Origin of the sequence: Streptomyces sp. NPDC047974, assembly GCF_040653375.1 — a bacterium.
Lineage (GTDB): Bacteria > Actinomycetota > Actinomycetes > Streptomycetales > Streptomycetaceae > Streptomyces.
Map to the genome: position 1 here is coordinate 143,156 of NZ_JBEZNU010000017.1, position 18,284 is coordinate 161,439.

Here is an 18,284-nt window from a genome sequence, read left to right on the forward strand (position 1 = left end):
GCGGTAGTTGGGCCAGTAAGGATCCGTCCAGCGGTCCTCATCGGTGAGCCCGAGCAGGCGTATTCGGTGCTGCAGATCCACTGAGGCGCCCGACTCCCAGAGGCGTATCGCCGTGTGGCCGGGGAGCCAGGCGACCAGTTCGCCGCGCAGTTCCTCCTCGTCGTGCCAGGGCGTGTATCGGAAGTGGCGTGAGAGAGGCTGTTGGTCGGTCAGTCCCGAGGCAGGGTGGCGAGCCAGCGGTCGTCCTGGAACTCGGCCGGGACTTCGTCCTCCCACGGATCGATCCCACGTCGTTCCAGTTCGTCGAACCATCGGTCCCGCTGTGACTCGGGGAGACGCCGTCCGCACCAGGGGCAGAAGTCGATGGCGATGCTCGACGTGCCGCCGTCGTGGATGATCAGCCCGTACTCCTGGAACTTGGTACTGAACTTAATCAGCGCGTCCGGGCAGGCGAAAGGGTCGTCGTGCTGGTCGCAGCGCACGTTCACGCGACTGTTCATCGCCTCGCAGCAGTGGTTGGTCATAGCCTCGGCTTCTCGTTCATCGGCACCATGCCCAGAAGTAGATCACGGTCTGTGATGATCATCGGGTGGCACGTGGAGATCTGACGGATACGCAGTGGGCCTGGCTGGAGCCGTTGTTGCCCAGAGGCAGCAAGCCGGGCCGTCCGCCGATTTGGACCAGGCGGCAGCTGATCGATGGCATACGGTTTCGCAGCCGTACCGGTGTTCCGTGGCGGGACGTGCCGGAGCGCCCTCGACGACCAGTGCCGACAGGCCAGAAAAAACCGTCCCGATAAGGGAGTCGACATCCATCACAAGATCATGATCGCGGATGGCTACTCGGCGTCACCACCGACTACGGGCCAGACCCGAACGATTTACAGTCCCCGCCCGCGCCGAACTGATCACCGTCCCAGACCCCCACGAGCGGGGCATCGACGCTGACGCTGCGTTCCCGCACTGGGTCGCGTTCTTCAGCGTGTGGCGGCGGTCTTCAGCGAGGTGGTCAGGCGTCGGTGGGCGCGGGTGAGGGTGGCCGCGGTGGTGATGAGGATGATGTCGAGGAGGGCGAGGGAGGCGAGTGGGGGCAGCCAGATGGCGGCCACGCCGGTGAGGGCGAGGGTGGTGGCGGCGAGGAGGCGTTCTTTCCAGGCGCCGCCGGCGGTGGTGCCGAAGAACCAGGCGGTGGTGGCGAGGTAGAGCGCCGGGCCGCCGAAGAGGAGGAGGGCGAGGGTGGTGGATCCGTGGCCGGTGGGGTGGGAGATGACGAGTTCGCTGCCGACGGCGAGGGCGACCAGGGCGGCCAGCACGAGGTAGGCGCTGTTGACTCCGAGACGGACGGAGCGCACGGGGTCGGTGGAGGTGGTGACGGCGGTGGTGATGACGTCTTCGCCGCCGCCGAAGTAGGCGGCCCACAGGCACACCAGGGCGGTGAAGACGCCGGCGGTGGCGAGGACGCTGGGGACGTCGACGGGGGCTTCGGTCATCGCGCGGCCGGCTGTGAGGACGGTCTCGCCGAGCAGGATGATGAAGAACAGGCGGAGGCGTTCGAGCATGTGCTCGGCGTCGAAGGCGAGCTCGCGGCCGCTGAGGGTCCGGCCGGGCAGCGGGTGGGCGAGCCAGGTGCCGGTGAGGTCGATCAGGGCGGCGGCGGCCCACCACCACAGGCGGGGGCCGGAGCCGACCGCGGCGCCGGCGATCCACAGGGGGGCGGAGAGCGCCATCCAGACCAGGGTGCGGCGGAAGTGCTCGCGCAGGGCGTCGGTGCGGCCGGCCAGGGCCGTGACCGCGCCCGCGAAGAAGAGGATGGCGAGGAGCGGGATCACGAACGCCCAGGCCCGGTCGGCGAAGGCGCCGGGGACCGCGGCGTTCATGAACAGGCCGAGGCCCATGACGATGACGATCATCCAGCGGGTGACGTCACGGTGGACGTCGAGGAGGGTGGCTTCGTAGCTGGTGTAGGCCCAGGTGCCGAATACGGCGACCAGCAGGACGGCGGTCTCCGCCGCGCCGCGCCAGGTGAGGTGTTCCAGGAGGTGGTGGGAGAGCTGGGAGACGGCGAAGACGAAGACCAGGTCGTAGAACAGCTCCAGCGGGGACACCTCCCGCCGCAGCCTCAGCGACTCGGGGACGCTGCTCATGATCGAAGTCTCCTCTGTCTGCGTTGCGGGCCGGGCGGAGCGTCCGCGTCGGCCAGGGGCTGTTGGGGGGCAGGGTGGCCGCCCTTGGGGCTGCCCCACCCGGTGGGGCGGGGCAGCCTGGGTGTCAGAGGTGCTTCTTGTAGAACGGGACCAGATGGCTCAGGGCGATCTTGACCGGTTCGGGCTGGTCGTACAGGTCGTAGTGGGAGAAGCCTTCCGCCACGACCAGCTCCTTGTCCTTCGATGCCGCGCGGCGGTAGATCTCCAGGCCGTCCCGGTAGGCGCCGAACGCGCCGGGCTTGTCTCCGACGACGACGCACAGCGGCCGCGTCAGGAGGACTTCGGCGCGGTGGAAGGCGTCCCAGCCGATCGCGGAGCCCTGGCGGGAGAACAGTCCCTCGGTGCGGCCGCCGGGCTTCTCACCGCGTTCGGTGCGGTAGTAGTCGGTGGCCTCGGACAGGTCGATCTCCGTGAGCCCCTGTTCCTTGGCCGCTTCGGGTGAGGCCGGCAGGTACTGGGTCGCCTTCCGCTCGCCTCCCCGTGCCTCGGCCGTGCGCTGCTCGGCGATGGCATCGAGGGCCCCGATGGGGTCGTAGCCGCTGAAGGACTCGTGCATCAGGCGCCCGAAGTTCACGCCCGTCACGCTGCCGACGGCCTTGATGCGGCGGTCGGTCAGAGCGGCGTGGATGGAGTAGCCGCCGCCACCGCACACGCCGATGACTCCGATGCGGTCGGCGTCGACGTAGGGCAGCGTCACCAGGTGGTCGATGACGTAGCTGATGTCCTGGGACCGGTATACCGGGTCCTCGATGGAGCGCGGCTGTCCGCCGCTTTCGCCCTGGAAGCTGGCGTCGAAGGCGATGACGACGAACCCTTCTGCGGCCAGTGCGCTGCCGTAGACGTTGCCGGCGGTCTGTTCTTTGCACGAGCCGATGGGGTGGACGGTGACGATGGCGGGGTAGGTGGTGTTCTCGTCGAAGCCGGGTGGGAGGTGGATGTCGGCGGCCAGGTCCCAGGCGAGCGCCTTGACGGCCACGTGCTTGATGTTGTCGCTCACAGGGGTCTCCTCGGTGAAGCAGGGGGCGGCCGGTATAGGGACCGGCCGCCTGCCCGCGGGTGGGGTCAGCCCTGGTCGGCGGGCTCGGCCGCGAGGTGCTCGGTGAAGAACGGGGTGGCGGCGGAGATGGCCTGGTCGACGTACTTGGGGATGTCGTAGAAGTCCATGTGGGTACCGCCCTCGACGAGCGCGAGCTTCTTGGGGCTGCGGGCGCGGCCGTGGAGTTCGGTGGACATCCACAGCGATCCGGCCTCGCTGCCGGCGACGACGAGGAGGGGCTGGGTCAGGAGGTCTTCGACCATGTGGAAGGCGTCGAAGGTGAAGATCCGCGAGACGCTCTTGGTGAAGAGGAACTTGTTCTTGGCGTTGGGGTGCGCCGCGCGCGGGGTGAGGTAGTAGTCGCCGGCCTCGACGAGGTCGCGGGGGGTGTTCTCGTCCGGCTCGGCGGGGACGTAGGGCAGGTATGCGGGCTCGGCGCCCTGGGCGGCTTCGGCGGTGCGCTGCTGGGCGACGGCCTTCAGGGTGGGGACGGCGGCGGCGTCGGAGTCGGTGCCGTACCAGCCGCGGCGGAAGTTGGTGCCGATGTTGACGGCGCTGACGGTGGTGAGGGCCTTGATGCGGTAGTCGGTCATCGCCGCGTTGACGGCGTAGCCGCCGCCGGCGCAGATGCCGAGGGCGCCGATGCGCTCGGGGTCGACGAAGTCGAGGGTCTGCAGGTGGTCGACGGCGGCGCGGACGTCGTCGACGCGGGCGTAGGGGTCCTCCAGGTGGTGCGGCTCGCCGCCGCTGTCTCCCTGGTAGGAGGCGTCGAAGGCGAGGGCGACGAAGCCCTGCTCGGCGAGCTTGGCGGCGTACAGGCCTGCGGCCTGTTCCTTCACGCCGCCGCCGGGGTGGACGACGACAACAGCGGCGTGGCGAGTGGTGCGGTCGAGGCCGTCGGGCAGGTAGAGGTTGCCCGCCATGGTGATCTGGCCGTTGGGGAAGGTGATGGCGTCCATCGTGATGCTCCTGCTGGTGTCGTCAGGTGATGTGGCGGCGTGGCGTGGCGTGGGGTGGAGTGGTCAGTGGGTGCGCAGGTGCGCGAGGTCGTTCTGGAAGCGGGCCGGTTCGGTGGCCAGGGGCAGGTTGTCGGTGTCCTTGACGGCGTCGAGGGCTCCAGGCGCGTCCGGCTCGGCCTCGGCGAACAGGGCGGTGAAGTCGGTGGTGGCGGGGCCGGGGCCGGAGAAGACCTCGAAGGTCCGGCCGATCGCGGTGTCGTCCAGGAGCGCTTCGACCAGAAGCGCGCCCAGGACGTCGCGGCCGATGCCGCCCTCGCCGGTGTCGCCCTGCTCGATCCGCAGGTGGCCGCCGCCCTCGCCGGCGTCCAGCCAGCCCGGGCGCACGATCGTGTACGGGGCTCCGCTGAGCCGTACGAGGCGCTCGGAGCGGCGCTTCCAGTCCAGAGCGTGGCCGCCGTCGTTGAAGGCGTGGTTCCGGCGGGTGACGAAGATCGTCGTCTGCAGGACGATCCGCGGGCGCCGGCCGCCGAGGGCGGTCAGGACGTTCGCGACGCCGCCGTAGTCGACCCGCTCGAAGGACTCGGGGCGTCCGTCGTCGTCCGAGCCGTGGACGAAGACCACCGCGTCGACGCCGACGACGGCCTCGGTGAGCGTGCCCGGGTCCGTGAGGTCACCGGTCACGATCTCGGTGCCCGGCGGCAGGAGCCTGCGGGCCCTGGAGGCGTCCCGGGCCAGCGCCACGGGGGTGAGGCCGCGAGCGGCGGCCGCCTCGACGGTGTGACGGCCGGTTCGGCCTGTCGCCCCGACGACCAGGACACGGTCGATGTCGGGCATCAGAATCCAGCTCCTTCATTGCGCACAGGCGCCGTAGAGGCTTCCGTGGGATACGGAGAAGAATGCGGCCCGACATTCCCTGATACGGAATTCATACCGTCTCTTCGGGGGCTTGTCCTGGCCACATGGAAGACGGTCGCACGGCCCGCTCTCCTCTACCAGAGGACACTTCCATCCCCGGAGGGATGCATCCAGGGATAAAACTCTCCCTGCCACCGAAGTTGCACCCCGGGGAAACTGGGGACCATGACCGCAACCGCTCCGCGCCCCGACGGGCTCGGGGCTTTCCTCAAAGCCCGCCGGGCCGAGCTGAGCCCCACCGCGGCCGGCCTTCCCGAGACCGGAGGCAGGCGCCGTGTCAGCGGCCTGCGGCGTGAGGAGGTCGCCGTGCTGGCCGCCATCAGCACCGACTACTACACCCGCATCGAACAGGGCCGCATACAGGCATCCGCGTCCGTGCTGCACGCCCTGGCCCGCGTCCTTCACCTCGACGACGACCAGCGCACCTACATGCTCGAACTCGCGGGCCGCCCCCCGGCCCGGCCGGCGCGCCGCGCCTCCCAGAAGGCACAGCCCCGCCTGCGAAGGCTTCTGGACGACCTGGGAACCACCCCGGGCATCGTTCTGGGAAGGCGCATGGACATTCTCGCCTGGAACCCGCTCGCAGCGGCCCTCGTCACCGATTTCTCCAGCATTCCGGAAAAGAACCGGAACTATATACGCATGCTTTTCACCGATCCCAGGATGCGGGATCTGTATGTCGACTGGGACAATGTCGCCCACACCTGTGTGGCGCAGCTGCGCATGGAAGCCGCGAGGGATCCCGACAACCCCCGGCTTGCCGCTCTCGTCGGAGAGCTGTCGGTGCAGGACGCCGACTTCCGCCGGTGGTGGGCCGCCCACCACGTAGCCGTCCGCGGGGTGGGCACCAAGGTGATGCGGCACCCGGTCGTGGGCGAGCTGACCCTGGACTGGGACACCCTCGTCCCGACCGTCGACGCCGACCAGCAGCTCGTCGTCTGGACCGCCGAACCCGGTTCTCCGTCCCACGACGCGCTGCGGATCCTCGCCTCATGGACGGACAGCACAGCGGCGGACCGGTCCCCGACGGCGGGGGGCGGCAACGCCTCAGGCGACGGTGTTGCGCGGAGGTGAGCCTCCTGGCCGCTGCTCGCTGCCACACTGGAACCATGGCTACCGGCAACACCGATCCAAAGGAACTGGGCGTCTTCCTGAAGGCGCGCCGGGCCGACCTCGAACCGCTCCGGGTAGGTCTGCCCGACCCCGGAAACCAGCGCAGGGTGGCCGGCCTGCGCCGCGAAGAGGTGGCCCAGCTCGCCGCCATCAGCACCGACTACTACACCCGGATCGAGCAGGGCCGCATGCAGGCGTCCCTACCCGTCCTGGAGGCCATCGCCCGGGCCCTGCGCCTGAACAGCGACCAGCGCACCTACCTCTTCGAGCTCGCCGGCCGCACACCGGGCGGGCAGCCCGCGCCTCCGGGCCGGGAGGTCACCGAGCACTGCCGACGGCTCCTCGACCAGCTCACCGAAGCCCCCGCCCTGGTCCTGTCCGACACCATGGACGTCCTGGCCTGGAACCGGCTCGCCGCCGCCCTCCTCACCGACTTCGCCCGGATCCCCGAAGCGGACCGGAACTACGTCTGGCTGCTCTTCAACGACCCTGCCCTGCGACAGCTCTACGGCGACTGGACCGCCGGAGCCCACGCCTGCGTGGCCTACCTCCGCATGCACACCGCACGCCGCCCGGACGACCCCCGGCTCAAACGCCTCCTGGCCCGGATGACACACCACGCCGACTTCCAGCACTGGTGGGCGACACGGGAGGTCGCCGTCCAGGGCACCGGCAACAAGATCTTCCACCACCCCGTCGCCGGAACCCTCACCCTCGACTGGGACACCCTCACCAGCTCGACCGCCCCCGACCAGCACATCGTCGTCTGGACCGCCCAGCCCGGCAGCCCCTCCCAGAAGGGACTACGGATCCTGGCCGCCGCCGCTGCACAGCAGGCGGCCGCAGCACCCGCGCTCAACAGCAGCGCCCACGAGGACCTCGCATAGTGGCGCCCGGCCCGGCCCATAGGTGAAGGGCCAGGCGGAGCGGCAGGAGGAGAGGGGCAGCGATCCTCTCCTTCCCGGCCCTTCCTCCACCCGCTGCTCTCCGCCCAGCCGGACGAAAAGCAGAACGAACGCTCTGGGACCCTACGGCGCCGGCTCGTAGGCGACGACGGTCGCTGGACAGTCCTCCGCGAGGCCGAGGAGGGCGTCGCGTTCGGCCTCGTCGGCGGCCAGGTCCCAGCGCAGCTTCGTACCGACCCAGGTCGCGGCGTAGGTGCAGTGGTACGAGGAATCCGAGGGCAGCCACTCAGCCGGGTCCTTGTCAGTCTTCGACCGGTTCGACGCGGCAGTGGCCGCGATCGGAGTGTCGGGGCTGTCCTGGTCGTTCGCATACGCCTCAAGCCGCGTTGCACTCCACGGCGCCTGCTCAGGTGGTGGGGAGCGTCATTCGAAGCATGCGGTATCCCCCCGGCGATGCTACGGCTTCCCTGGGCGGCGATGTCGGTATCCAGGAGGGCCGGAAGCACACAAGGCGTGGGGGCCGAAGTCGACTCGAAGCTCGCGGGACGATTCCATGCCTGGGTGGCGAACTGGGCGCAAATGTACGACTGTCACTTTGCCGTAGATCGCGTCCCTGAGCTTCTCGCTCGGGTAGAGCGTGAGTACGACTCCGAAGCGTGGACGGAACGGGGAGACCGGCCGATCCTTGAGCATGACCTGGTGTCGCCCGCCGGCATCGCGCCCTGCCCCCACTGGTACGACTCGCATCGGGGAGCAGGAGGGCACGCCACCGCGTTGTCCTGCCGTCACCACGATCGACAGGGGCTGTTGGCTCTGCTCGACGGCCAGGTGCAGCTTGGTGGTGAACCCGCCGCGCGACCGCCCCAGCCCGTGATCGACCGCCTCGGTGAACACGCCACCCGGCGGTTCCTTCTGCAGGTCACCCCACTTCCGGGCCCCGGCCGCGTGCTGGTGGGCGCGGCAGACCGTGGAGCCGACGCTCAGGTCCCAGACGATCGTGCCCTTCGCGTCGGCCAGGGACCGGAGCCGGGTGAGGACCTGGTGCCAGCGTTCCGCTGCCACCGGCGGAACAGGCCGTAGACCCGGCCCCACGGTTCGTACTCGGCGGGCATATCCCGCCGCGGCACACTGGTCCGGACCCGGAACCGTATGCCGTCGATCAGCCGCCGCCGGGCCCAGACCGGCGGTCGCCCCGCCAGGAAGTGCCAGTCCTCCTCCCGGTCTGGCCGACGTCCGCCGTCCGTGCGTCCAGCGCCAGCAGGCGTTCCAGCTCGGCGTCCTGGTCGCGGTCGGTCGCGTTCACGTCGATGTGCAGCCGGACCCGGCCCGTCCTGGGCGCGCTGTTCGGGCTCAGGACGAGCGTCGGTCCCGGGCCACCGAAGCCGACGCTCGGCGGGCCGATCTCGATGGTTCCGTCAACCTCCCGGCCCACCTCGACGTAACCGACCCAGAGGGCGGCGAGCCGTTCCGGATCGGCGCATTCGTGGACCAACTCGCAGATGCGGCATGCCATGCCGGGCAGCACACGGGTCCGGCCCGCCCCCGGCCACCGCGCCCCGGGGCCCTCACGGCATCGCTACGAGCGCCGACCTGGCCGATTCCGTGGCCTTCCGCTCACACTCTGGCAGCCGGCCCGCCTTCAGGTCGGCTCCCTGCCTGGGGGTGAGATCGACGCTGATGAGGAGGTTGCGGTCGCGGACGCGCAGTGTGCAGCCGTACAGGTCTCGCTAGGGGCGCGTCAGGCGCCGTGTGAAGAGGCATCAGTGTCCGTGATTGTGCTCCTGTCTTCGGCGCGGAGCCGGATGTCCTTGTCGGCCGTGCTGAGGCGGGATCGTTCGATCTTTGAGTTGTCGGTTGCAGTCATGTCGATACTTCCCGAGCCGGTGGTCTCAAGCGTTGAGTCCCGGATCTGTGAAGCACCTGTTGCCGTGAGTGTGACGCTGGTTCGCTGTTCGTCGCCGCGTCCGCTGAGCCGCTGGTTCACCGTAACCAGTGCTCCCGTGATCGCTACCAGGGCGGCTGCGCCGATGCCGATCCAGATCCACTCGGTGAAGCTGGTCATCAGGTTGGTGACCACGCCGGCTGTGATGGGAAGCACTGTTGCGACTGCGATGGCTCGACCTCTGTGGTCCGTCATCTGAACACCCCCGCAGGAGAGTTGGCGAGCGATACAGTGCGATCCTAGGGCGGCGTCCCGCGATCGCGGAGGGGTTCAGCATGCGTGAGCCGTTGCAGGGAGCCTTCACGGACCGGGAAGCCGCGATAGCGGCGTTCGACGGGTTCGTCGGGCAGCCCGACTCGCAGGTGCTTGTGCTGTGGGGTGTTGCCGGCATGGGGAAGACCCGGCTCCTCGGCGAATTGCAGAGCCGTGTCCCTTCCAGCCAGTGCAGCGGGCTCATCGACCTGAGTGTTCTGACCGGCGGGAGCCACGACGGTGCCTGGGGAGAGCACCCTCCGGCGGGTGATTTGCTCTCTCGCATCGCCCGTGCTGTGGTGTCATGGGATCCGTCCTTGAGCCGCCAGGCCATCAGGTTCAAGCACGCGGCCAAAGCAGCGGTTGATCTCCTGCGGCCCGCTGACGTCGACGTACACATCACGGCCACGGATGGCAGCGTCATCACCGGCAACACCATCAACATCGACTCCGGGCCATCGGCAGAGGTCTACGCGCAATACCGGCGGCAGTTGGTCGAAGCGCTGACAGAGATGGTCCATCGTCTGAGGCGTCCAGGTATTCTCCTCCTCGACACCGCGGAGCTGTTGGCTCTTCTCGACGACGTCGCAGCGGAGCAGCCCGGCCGGGGACAGCCTCCGCTGAGTCATTGGTTCACGCATGTCGTACTTCCCGCACTGTTGCAGAGCAGTTCCCTCGTCAAGGTGGTCGTCGCGGGCCGTGACGAACTGCCGATGCCCAAGGGGCTCCGGGTCGAGAGCCATGAAGTATCCGCGTGGGAGGAACGCCATACGGTCAGGTACCTGGCCTCCTGCGGGATCGAGGACAAGGATCTTGCGCGGGCGGCCCACCATGCGTGCCACGGTGTACCTCTGTGGCTCTCATTGATCGCGGATCTGGCGCACACCCTGGCAGAGCACGGGGAGCGGCTCAGCCCTGACCTACTGCACCGGGAAGCGGCTGGGCGTCCTGCACGGACGTGGCTCCCCCGAGTCTTCCTCTCTCGGCTTCCTCCGGTTCAGCAGAAGATCCTCAAAGCTGCTGTGGTGCTGCGGTCACCGACACGGGAGTCGCTGGCGACGCTGTTGGAGGGAGAGGAACTGCCGCATGGGTGGTTCGAACGCTTCCGGCAGTACTCGTTCGTCCGCCCGCTGGGGGACACAGGGCACCGGCAGATCCATGCACTGATCCGCCAGCCGATGCTCGCAGATCTCGCGAACGAGGAGCCCCTTCGACTGCGCATGCTGCATGAGACTGCTGCCCGGTACTTCGCGGCAGTCGGGCGCCGCGTGTTCCTCGAGGAGACGTACCACCGCTTCGCTGTCGGTGACATGACGACAGCACGGCAATGGGAGCGCTCAGTGGACGAGGCCATGCGAAGCCACGATCTGGGCTCGGCGTTGCTCCACCTGAATGTGCTGACAGAGCAGCGCGAACGTGTCGAGGCTGTCGGCGGGAACACCATCCTCGCCCGCGGGAGCCTCCTCGCCGGCCGCCTGGCCTTCTTCCGGAATCAGTGGGACGAGTGTCACGAGGTGCTCCAGGCAGCTCGCGACCTGTGCCGCTCGGTCCAGGACGCCGCCGGCTTGGCCGACGCTGTGGCCCTGCTCAGTGACCTGGAGTTCCAGCGCGGGGATACCAGCGTCTCCATCCAGCTTGCGGAGGAAGCACTGGAGCGCTACCGCGCCCTGAAGCTTGTCGCCGGTGAGGCCTACGCCCTGCGCAACCTCAGCTGGGCGCACTGCAGACTCGGCCACAGCGAGAAGGCGGTGGCCCTGGCCGTCACCGCGTGCGAGTTGAGCGAAGAGGCGGGCAACGAGTTCGAGAAGGCCGAGTCGCTCCGTGCGTTGAGCTGGGCACAGCGCAACATGCACGACTACGACGCCGCCGAACGCAGCGCGCTGGGCGCACTGCATGTCTACCGCGAGCTGGGCAGCGGTCGAGGCCGCGTCAATGCTCTCGGTGCCCTGGTCGAACTGTATCTGGAGCGGGACGAATTCCCCCGGGCCGAGCAGTGCGTTCAAGAGCTGGTCGATGTATCGAGGCGTATCGACTACCGGCTCGGCGAGTGCTACGGCCGTGTTGCCCTCGCCACCATCGCTCTGCGCAGTGGTTCAGCCTCCCGGGCGGCTCGACTCGCCGAAGCCGCGCTGCCCCGTCTCGCCCCGTTGGGACAGCCCCTGTGGACCGGTCGGACCCTGCAGATCTGGGCCGAAGCGCTGCTCGCCCTCGATCGCCCCGAAGAGTCCAGGGACCGAGCCCTCGAGGCACAGAGGACGTTCAACGACATCTCCGAACAGGACGGCGTCCAGTCGACCGCCGCGCTGCTTGCTCGCATCAGCCGCCGGCTCGGGTAGGGACCGGCCCCGGAATCCACACCTTGCCACGACCGCAGTCACTGCATCACAGCTGCCACCATCGCTTCTTGGGGGGGACGCCCCAGCAGCACCTGCTCCGTGGCGACGATGGACGCTCCCGTCTCCTGCGGCACGGCATGGTGTTCATGGCACTTGGACAGCACCCACAGATTGTCCCCCGATTGTTCAAGGTCAAGGAAGGCGGCGTCAAAGCGGCTGCAGGCGGCGCAGCGAACTCCCCAGTCGAACTTCTCCGTCAGGTGAAAGATGCCGTGGCTGACTGCTTGAGTCTCGGCCGTGTGGAACGGCACCCAGCCGGTTCTGAGGTCACCACATGTACACGTCGCGCTGGCCTCCGGCCACTCGGGGACGACGGGATACCCAAGGATCTTCCCCATCCTCCGCGCCGCCCGGTCCACTGCCGGGCTCTCCCGCTGAATGAACACTTGATAGCGGATGCTCCCTGCGACACCAGCACCACTCGTCACGCGTTCACTCTCCCTTGTGGCGAAGGATGTTAAGTCCGCCACCATCCTTCTCAGCCCAGGACCTCGCGCACAAGGCTGAGGCGAGTCCAGGTGTGTTCATCGAACGGCTCTGCCTCACATTCGGCGGTGACGGTAAGTCATGAAGGCGACGGAAGGGAACCCGCCACGAAACTGCAGATGGGCGCCTCATGGCCGGTCTCCTCCAAAGAACTCGGCCGATCGCTCGATGTCCGGTGGTGAGAGGTCGCCGCGGCAAGCCCGGCGACCCGGCGTGATGTCGTCCGCCTCGAAACATCGAGGTCAGCGCGCTGGCCGTACTCTTCGCGAGGTGGGCATGCTCAACTTGCACAGTCCGTCACCACCGAATGTGAGACAGGGCCGAACGATTTGCAGTCCCCCGGAGAAGAGATCCTGCCCGCCCAACCGGCTACCCCGGCCTGCTCGCTCCCCGGCTCTCCGACAGCGGGTTCGTCATCGGCCGGAATCCCGCGCCGACCGAGGAAAACGCGACCGGGGCAGCCGCGCCGTTCCGACCGGACGCAGGTTCACGCGATGCGGCGCAGCGACCGCCAGATCAGTTCGGGCAGGACCCGTCGGGCCTCGGCGAGGTCGGCGTCGTAGGTGCTGGACAGCCAGCGTCGTGCGACTTCGGCGATCGGTCCGATGACGACCGCTTCGATCAGGGACTCGGGGATCGGTTCGATCTCTCCCGCCGCGATCCGTGGACCCAGCCACGCTGCGACGGCCTGCCGGAACGGTTCCTTGGTCGCGCGGATCTTCTCGGCATGTGCGGTGAGGTAGCCGGCGTAGGCGGAGGCGTGGAGGAACAGCGCGGCGTCCGGGTGCTCCTCGGTGAAGAGCAGATAGGCCCTGACGAGTGCCCGGACGCCCGACGGGCCGGTGCGGGAACGAACCAGGGCGCTGCCCATCTGTTCGAACAACTGCTCCATGCAGCGGGTGTAGAGGGCCGCGGCGAGACCGTCGAAGCTGCCGAAGTGGTGGTAGAGGCTGCCGGCGCTGATGCCGCTCGCCCGGGTCACGGCATGCACGGTGAATCCCTCATGGCCGGACTCGGCGTACACCTTGAGTGCTGCCGCGAGGAGCCGGTCGACGGTGACCTCACCGCGATGTTGCTTAGGGGGCACGATCGCATCGTACTCCCGAGGGAGGAGCGCCCGGCAGGAAAAGTGGAAGTTTTTTCTAGAAAAATAATTTGGTTCTTGCTACCGTGAGCGGCTCCGTGACAGGACGGGGGACCGATGACCGGAAGATTCTCCGCGCTCGACGCCGACGATCCGGACAGGGTCGGCGGATATGCGTTACGGGCCAGAATCGGCGCCGGTGGCATGGGGCGCGTCTACCTGGCCTTCACCCCCGGCGGCCGGCCGCTCGCCGTGAAGGTGGTAAGGCCCGACTATGCGCACGACCCGGAGTTCCGGCGCCGATTCACGCGTGAGATCAAGGCGGCCCGTAGCGTCATGGGCCTCTACACCGCCCCTGTGGTCGACGCGGACAGCGACGCGAGTCTGCCCTGGCTTGCCACCGCCTACGTGCCCGGCCCTTCGCTCGCCCAGGCCGTCGCCGAGCACGGTCCGCTCCCGCTGCCCACCGTCTTCCGGCTGATCGCCGGCGTCGCGGAGGGCCTCATGGCCGTGCACGCCTGCGAGTTGGTGCACCGCGACCTCAAACCGGCGAACATCCTGCTCGCCGACGACGGCCCCCGGGTCATCGACTTCGGTATCGCCCACGCCGCGAGCGCGACCGCCGCCACCGTGACCGGACTGCGGATCGGCACCCCCGCGTACATGGCACCGGAGCAGGTACGCGGCCGATCGGCCGGACCTCCCGCCGACGTCTTCGCCCTCGGCAACCTCGCCCTGTACGCGGCTACCGGCCGGGCCGCCTTCGGCGAGGGCAACAACGAAGCGCTCTTCTACCGCATCCTGCACGAGGAGCCCGAACTCGACACCTGCCCGAAGCCCCTGCGCGGCCTCGTCCGCCGCTGCCTGGCCAAGGACCCCGGCGAACGACCCGACCTCGCCAGGATCATGCCGTACGCCGCGGACCGCGCCGGACACGAGCCCTCCCACCTCGCCCGCGGCTGGCTCCCCGCACCCCTGGTCGGCACACTGGCGGCGTACGACACGGCAAGGTACAGGAAGCCCCAGCAGCCGAAGCAGCCCGGGAAGGCCGAGGAGTCCAGGGAACCCGAGAAGCACGGCACTCCGGCCACGACGGAGAAGCACCCCGGGCCGAGGACCACGAAGAAGCTCCCGGACGGGAGGACGCCGCCGGCGGCCGAGAAGAAGCAGGACAGCCCTGCGCGAGCCGCGCAGGAGCCCGAGGTTCGCCCCCGTGCGGCAGCCGGAGGGGGAGGAGAGGCCGGCGCGAAGACGGCCGGCGTCGTGATGGCGGCGCTCACTCTCGTCGTGTCCGTCGCGATCCTCGTCGCGGTCGCGTGGAATTCCGACAGGAGGACGCACGGCTCCGACGGCCCGTCCGCCGTCGCCACCACCACCGAGCCCGTCGAACCCACTGCGTACGAACCGTCGGACGAACCCGAGGAGACCGAGGAGCCCACGCCCACTCCGTCGAGCCCCGAGGACGAGGCCTTCGCCGCCGTCGAGGTCGACGACTGCCTGAGCAACTACCGCGACAGCGAACTCGGGTGGAACTCCACCACGCCCCGTGTGTCCTCCTGCTCCGACACCGGCTCGTACTACCGGGTGGTCAGCGTCTCCGACACCTACGGCGACTGCGCGTCGGACGACCTGTTCTGGGACCACGACAACGGCGACGGCAGCGAGACCGTCCTCTGTCTGGACCGGAACTACCTCACCGGGCAGTGCATGTACGCCACGGCCGATGGCAACTCACTGTCGCTCTACCGCAACCAGGTGACGGGCTGCCAGGAATCCTTCCCCGACGAGTACGAGTACATCGTGCAGATCACCCGACTCTACCCGGAGGGCGCACCCGACGACGCCTGTGCCGACGAATGGGAGTGGAGCATGAACAACGGCGGCGACTACTGCGGCGACTGGGTGTGGAAGCGCTCCGACATGCCGGACATCTGAACTCGGTACGGACTCAGGCATGTCGCGAAGTGAGACCCGGGAGGGCCACCGAGGCGCACGCCGAGCGCGCGAAGCAGGCGATCAGTGGGGGCGATGTTCCCAACCCGGCCGTGGTGAAGAAGCTGCACCGGACGGATTTCAGGGAGGGGCTACAGCCTGTCCGGCGGATCTTGAGCGAGACGTGTCTTTTGCTGGCGAGGTAGCCGTGGCCTGCGAGTACGGCCGCTGCGGCTCCTGCGGCCGTTGTGGCTGCCTCCTCAGCCGCGTGGCGGTCCGGGTCCGGGCCGGAGCCGTCGGCGGGGGCGGGCTCGAAGGTCACGGGGCGGAAGGGGTGAGGCTCCCTGCCGGACTCTTCAGCAGCTCTGGAAGAAGAACTCGGCGTTCTTGCCGTCCGGCGAGAGGAACAGGTAGCCGATCCCGCTGTCGCCGAAGTTGACCTCGAAGGGCAGGTGACAGGAGTCGAGTTGGGCGACCAGCTGCCAGCCCTCGCCTGGCAGGTCGTCGCCCTGCAGCCAGACCGGCACGACATCGGGGCCGCCGAGCTGGTCCATCCGGATGCTGCCTGCGGCGTTCTTCTGGCGCTCTTCGAGACGCTCCTCCAGCCGCTCCTTCCGGTCGTCCTCGTCCTCGCCCTCGATCGGGTCCAGTTCCCGTTCGACGTGGGAGAAATCGACTTCTTCCTCCACCCGGAGCAGGTGGGCCCGGTCCAGGTCGGTCGGGCCGGTGGCCGCCGCCCGTGTCTCGAGGGACTCGGTGACCTGGCCGCCCGGCTGGACGACGGTGGCGTGTTCACCCGAGAACCCGATGGCGAACAAGTACACCATCCGGTCCCCGTTCGCGCCGCCGTCAGTCGTCGGCACCCGGAACTGCCCTATGAACGCAGCGAGTTCGCTCTCGTACGGGTCGACCGGCCACTGCGGCTACTCCAGCCAGTACGGCAGGCCGCCCAGCCGGGTGCCGTCCGTGACGGCTGCCTCGGCGTCACTCGCCGGGTGGTAGGACGTGAAGCGGTACCGCATAGGGATCCCCTGTCGTTGACCGACCTGCTGTGCTGCCGCACAAGCTAGCCCCCGCCTGGCGGGACGAGCTCGTACGGGCCGGCCCGGAAATGCGTGGACGGGTGTGTGACGGTTCACGTACGGTGGGGCCTCACCCCCTGAGACGGTCGGAAGGAGGCGAGTGCCGTGCAGTTCACAGCTTTCCAGTGCTCCCGCTTCCGCTGTTCCGGCGTGGTGCTCCGTCAGTTCTGACGTCCGGCCGGGAGCGCTTCACACAGCCTGAATCCCGGAGGAATTCCATGACCGATCTGGTCATCCGCACGCTTTCCGCGAGCGACGTCCATCTCTTCGACGCACTGCCCGATCCCCTCGGCGCCCGTGAGAACCATCGGCGAACCCGCTTCCGCCCCGAGTGGAAGCGGGTCGCGCTGCGCGATGGCGAGGTCGTTGCGCGCGGGGCCTGGTGGGGCGGGCCCGACGACGCGGAGCCTGTGAACATCAACTGGTTCGACGTGGCAGAGGGTGAGGAGGAGGCCGGGGCCGAGCTTCTGCGCTCCGCGCCCTGGCGGGTCGAGCTGGAGATCAACCTGCCCGGCGGCTGGCGCGAAGAGGCCGGCCTGCGCGCCGCCGCCGAGGAGCGCTTCGCCGCCGCACGAGCCGCCGGGTATGAGCTCCTGGTGGAACGTCTCCTGTACCGGTGGACGCCGGAGCTCGGTCTGCCCGAGCGGCCGGGACGTCTACGGTTCGACGCCGAGCCCGACGACGCCGTGTTCTTCGACGCGTTGCGCCGTATCCACTCCGCCACCCTGGACGCCCACGCGCTCAGGGCCATCGAGGAGGGCGGCCTCGACCAGGCCGCCCAGCAGGAGCTGGACTTCTTCCACTGGTGCCCGTCCCCACGGGAGTGGTGGCAGGTCGCTCGTACGCCGGAGGGCGAGCCGGCCGGGATCCACATCCCGGCCCACAACCCTTCCGGGCCGACCATCGGCTTCATCGGCGTCCTGCCGGAACACCGCGGTCGCGGCTACGCCTACGACCTGCTCGCGGAGTGCGTCCACGTCCTCGTCGAGCAGGGCGCGGAGTTCATCAGCGCGGCGACGGACCGGGGCAACTTCCCCATGGCCGCGAACTTCACCAAGGCCGGCTTCCCCGTCACCGGCGAGCGCCTCAACTTCCATCCGGTGAGCCACGCGGGCTAGGGCGTTTCCCTCGGATCATCCGATCGTTGGTTGATGTGTCTCGTTGACTGACGCCCAGTGGGCACGCATCGAGCCGTTGCTGCCGGACCGGACACCCAGGCGGGGTGGCCGGTGGCGGGACCACCGGCAGGTGATCGACGCGATCGCCTTCGAATACCGCACCGGGACCCCGTGGATGGACCTTCCCGAGCACTTCGGCTCGTGGAAATGCGCCCACAATCGGCTGCGGAAATGGGCCGCCGACGGCACCTGGGGCAGATCTTCACGCGCTGCTCGCCCAGGCCGACGCCGAAAGCGACCTCGACTGGATCGTCTCGGTCGACTCCACGATCGTCCGGGCTCATCAGCACGCCGCCGGGGCCCGTCAAGAGGGGCCCCGGCCAGCGGGCCGGACGACCATGCCCTCGGACGGTCCCGCGGCTGATTGACCACGAAGATCCACCTCGCCGCGGACGGCAACTGCCTGCCACTGGCGTTCGTCCTCACGGCCGGCCAGGCAGGCGGCTGAGCAGGAGTACTCATGCGCATGCGCCTGACCGCGGGCAGGGTGGCTTTGTTGTGGCAGGTGATCAGGGGAGGGAGTACGTGATGCGTACGAGGAATCTGTCCGTGGTGGCATTACTGGCCGTGGGTGCGATGGCCGCAGCTGGGACCACTTCGGCGATGGCGGTTGGTGGTCTGCTTCCGCATCCGGGTCCGGACGGCCTGGTGTGGGTGGAAGAGATGGTCGGGGATGGGGGTGTGGCTTCCGCAGGAGTGTCGGAGAGTCTGCCGACGGTACTGACGGTGGCGTGTGAGGGAGGCGGTGCCGTAGGCGTGACGATGCAGTCGCAGGGGTACCAGGTTGCCGACTTCACCGTG

At 68.8% G+C, this 18,284-nt stretch carries 15 protein-coding genes and 4 pseudogenes; 7 read left to right on the forward strand and 12 right to left on the reverse strand.

The features are described 5' to 3' along the window. Positions 1 to 209 precede the first annotated feature (209 nt). Positions 210 to 524, reverse strand: a complete 315-nt coding sequence (locus AB0E19_RS24045) for a hypothetical protein (RefSeq protein ID WP_362183806.1) — start codon at positions 522 to 524, stop codon at positions 210 to 212. A gap of 65 nt (positions 525 to 589) precedes the next feature. Between AB0E19_RS24045 and AB0E19_RS24050 the strand changes: the two are divergent. Then, positions 590 to 754 (forward strand): annotated as a pseudogene (locus AB0E19_RS24050) (transposase); the annotation flags it as partial. A 222-nt stretch (positions 755 to 976) separates the two neighbouring features. Here the strand turns inward: AB0E19_RS24050 and AB0E19_RS24055 are convergent. The 4 genes from AB0E19_RS24055 to AB0E19_RS24070 all read right to left on the reverse strand — a co-directional run bounded on the left by AB0E19_RS24055 (position 977) and on the right by AB0E19_RS24070 (position 5,032). Next, positions 977 to 2,143: a low temperature requirement protein A gene (locus AB0E19_RS24055; RefSeq protein ID WP_362183809.1), complete on the reverse strand. Its 1,167-nt coding sequence runs from the start codon at positions 2,141 to 2,143 to the stop codon at positions 977 to 979. Between the two features lie 124 nt (positions 2,144 to 2,267). Then, positions 2,268 to 3,200, reverse strand: a complete 933-nt coding sequence (locus tag AB0E19_RS24060; protein ID WP_362183812.1) for an alpha/beta hydrolase — start codon at positions 3,198 to 3,200, stop codon at positions 2,268 to 2,270. Between the two features lie 65 nt (positions 3,201 to 3,265). Beyond that, complete coding sequence (locus AB0E19_RS24065) at positions 3,266 to 4,198, reverse strand: alpha/beta hydrolase (protein WP_362183816.1); 933 nt, start codon at positions 4,196 to 4,198, stop codon at positions 3,266 to 3,268. A 63-nt stretch (positions 4,199 to 4,261) separates the two neighbouring features. Next, complete coding sequence (locus AB0E19_RS24070) at positions 4,262 to 5,032, reverse strand: SDR family oxidoreductase (RefSeq protein ID WP_362183819.1); 771 nt, start codon at positions 5,030 to 5,032, stop codon at positions 4,262 to 4,264. 246 nt (positions 5,033 to 5,278) lie between these two features. Between AB0E19_RS24070 and AB0E19_RS24075 the strand changes: the two genes are divergently transcribed. Together AB0E19_RS24075 and AB0E19_RS24080 are read left to right on the forward strand one after the other, a co-directional pair. Further along, on the forward strand, positions 5,279 to 6,187 hold the full coding sequence (locus AB0E19_RS24075; RefSeq protein WP_362183822.1) for a helix-turn-helix transcriptional regulator: 909 nt from the start codon (positions 5,279 to 5,281) through the stop codon (positions 6,185 to 6,187). Between the two features lie 35 nt (positions 6,188 to 6,222). Next, entirely contained in the window at positions 6,223 to 7,113 is an 891-nt protein-coding gene (locus AB0E19_RS24080) for a helix-turn-helix domain-containing protein (protein WP_362183825.1), read from the forward strand. A 786-nt stretch (positions 7,114 to 7,899) separates the two neighbouring features. Here AB0E19_RS24080 and AB0E19_RS24085 read toward each other — a convergent pair. The 4 genes and pseudogenes from AB0E19_RS24085 to AB0E19_RS24100 all read right to left on the reverse strand — a co-directional run. Then, positions 7,900 to 7,998 (reverse strand): annotated as a pseudogene (locus AB0E19_RS24085) (IS5/IS1182 family transposase); the annotation flags it as partial. 113 nt (positions 7,999 to 8,111) lie between these two features. Continuing rightward, on the reverse strand, positions 8,112 to 8,330 hold the full coding sequence (locus tag AB0E19_RS24090) for a transposase (RefSeq protein ID WP_362183861.1): 219 nt from the start codon (positions 8,328 to 8,330) through the stop codon (positions 8,112 to 8,114). After that, positions 8,325 to 8,644: pseudogene (locus AB0E19_RS24095) on the reverse strand (VOC family protein); the annotation flags it as partial. The pseudogene AB0E19_RS24095 and the gene AB0E19_RS24090, both read right to left, overlap by 6 nt. A 225-nt stretch (positions 8,645 to 8,869) precedes the next feature. Beyond that, the gene (locus tag AB0E19_RS24100; RefSeq protein ID WP_362183828.1) at positions 8,870 to 9,208 is read right to left on the reverse strand and encodes a hypothetical protein; all 339 of its coding nucleotides are present in this window, start codon (positions 9,206 to 9,208) and stop codon (positions 8,870 to 8,872) included. A 140-nt stretch (positions 9,209 to 9,348) separates the two neighbouring features. Between AB0E19_RS24100 and AB0E19_RS24105 the strand changes: the two genes are divergently transcribed. Next, a complete protein-coding gene (locus AB0E19_RS24105) occupies positions 9,349 to 11,661 on the forward strand; it encodes a hypothetical protein (RefSeq protein WP_362183831.1) in 2,313 nt (770 codons plus the stop codon). A gap of 38 nt (positions 11,662 to 11,699) precedes the next feature. Here AB0E19_RS24105 and AB0E19_RS24110 read toward each other — a convergent pair whose 3' ends face one another. Further along, positions 11,700 to 11,972: a hypothetical protein gene (locus tag AB0E19_RS24110; protein ID WP_362183834.1), complete on the reverse strand. Its 273-nt coding sequence runs from the start codon at positions 11,970 to 11,972 to the stop codon at positions 11,700 to 11,702. Positions 11,973 to 12,694: 722 nt separating this feature from the next. After that, on the reverse strand, positions 12,695 to 13,294 hold the full coding sequence (locus tag AB0E19_RS24115) for a TetR/AcrR family transcriptional regulator (protein ID WP_362183837.1): 600 nt from the start codon (positions 13,292 to 13,294) through the stop codon (positions 12,695 to 12,697). 114 nt (positions 13,295 to 13,408) lie between these two features. On the opposite strand from AB0E19_RS24115, the gene AB0E19_RS24120 reads away from it, so the two are divergent. Next, positions 13,409 to 15,226, forward strand: coding sequence for a serine/threonine-protein kinase (locus tag AB0E19_RS24120; protein ID WP_362183840.1), 1,818 nt, complete (start codon positions 13,409 to 13,411; stop codon positions 15,224 to 15,226). Positions 15,227 to 15,579: 353 nt separating this feature from the next. Here AB0E19_RS24120 and AB0E19_RS24125 read toward each other — a convergent pair whose 3' ends face one another. After that, positions 15,580 to 16,050, reverse strand: a complete 471-nt coding sequence (locus AB0E19_RS24125) for a hypothetical protein (RefSeq protein WP_362183843.1) — start codon at positions 16,048 to 16,050, stop codon at positions 15,580 to 15,582. A gap of 473 nt (positions 16,051 to 16,523) precedes the next feature. On the opposite strand from AB0E19_RS24125, the gene AB0E19_RS24130 reads away from it, so the two are divergent. Together AB0E19_RS24130 and AB0E19_RS24135 are read left to right on the forward strand one after the other, a co-directional pair. Then, positions 16,524 to 17,423: a GNAT family N-acetyltransferase gene (locus AB0E19_RS24130; protein ID WP_362183846.1), complete on the forward strand. Its 900-nt coding sequence runs from the start codon at positions 16,524 to 16,526 to the stop codon at positions 17,421 to 17,423. A 43-nt stretch (positions 17,424 to 17,466) separates the two neighbouring features. Beyond that, positions 17,467 to 17,925: pseudogene (locus AB0E19_RS24135) on the forward strand (IS5 family transposase); the annotation flags it as partial. Positions 17,926 to 18,284 lie beyond the last annotated feature (359 nt).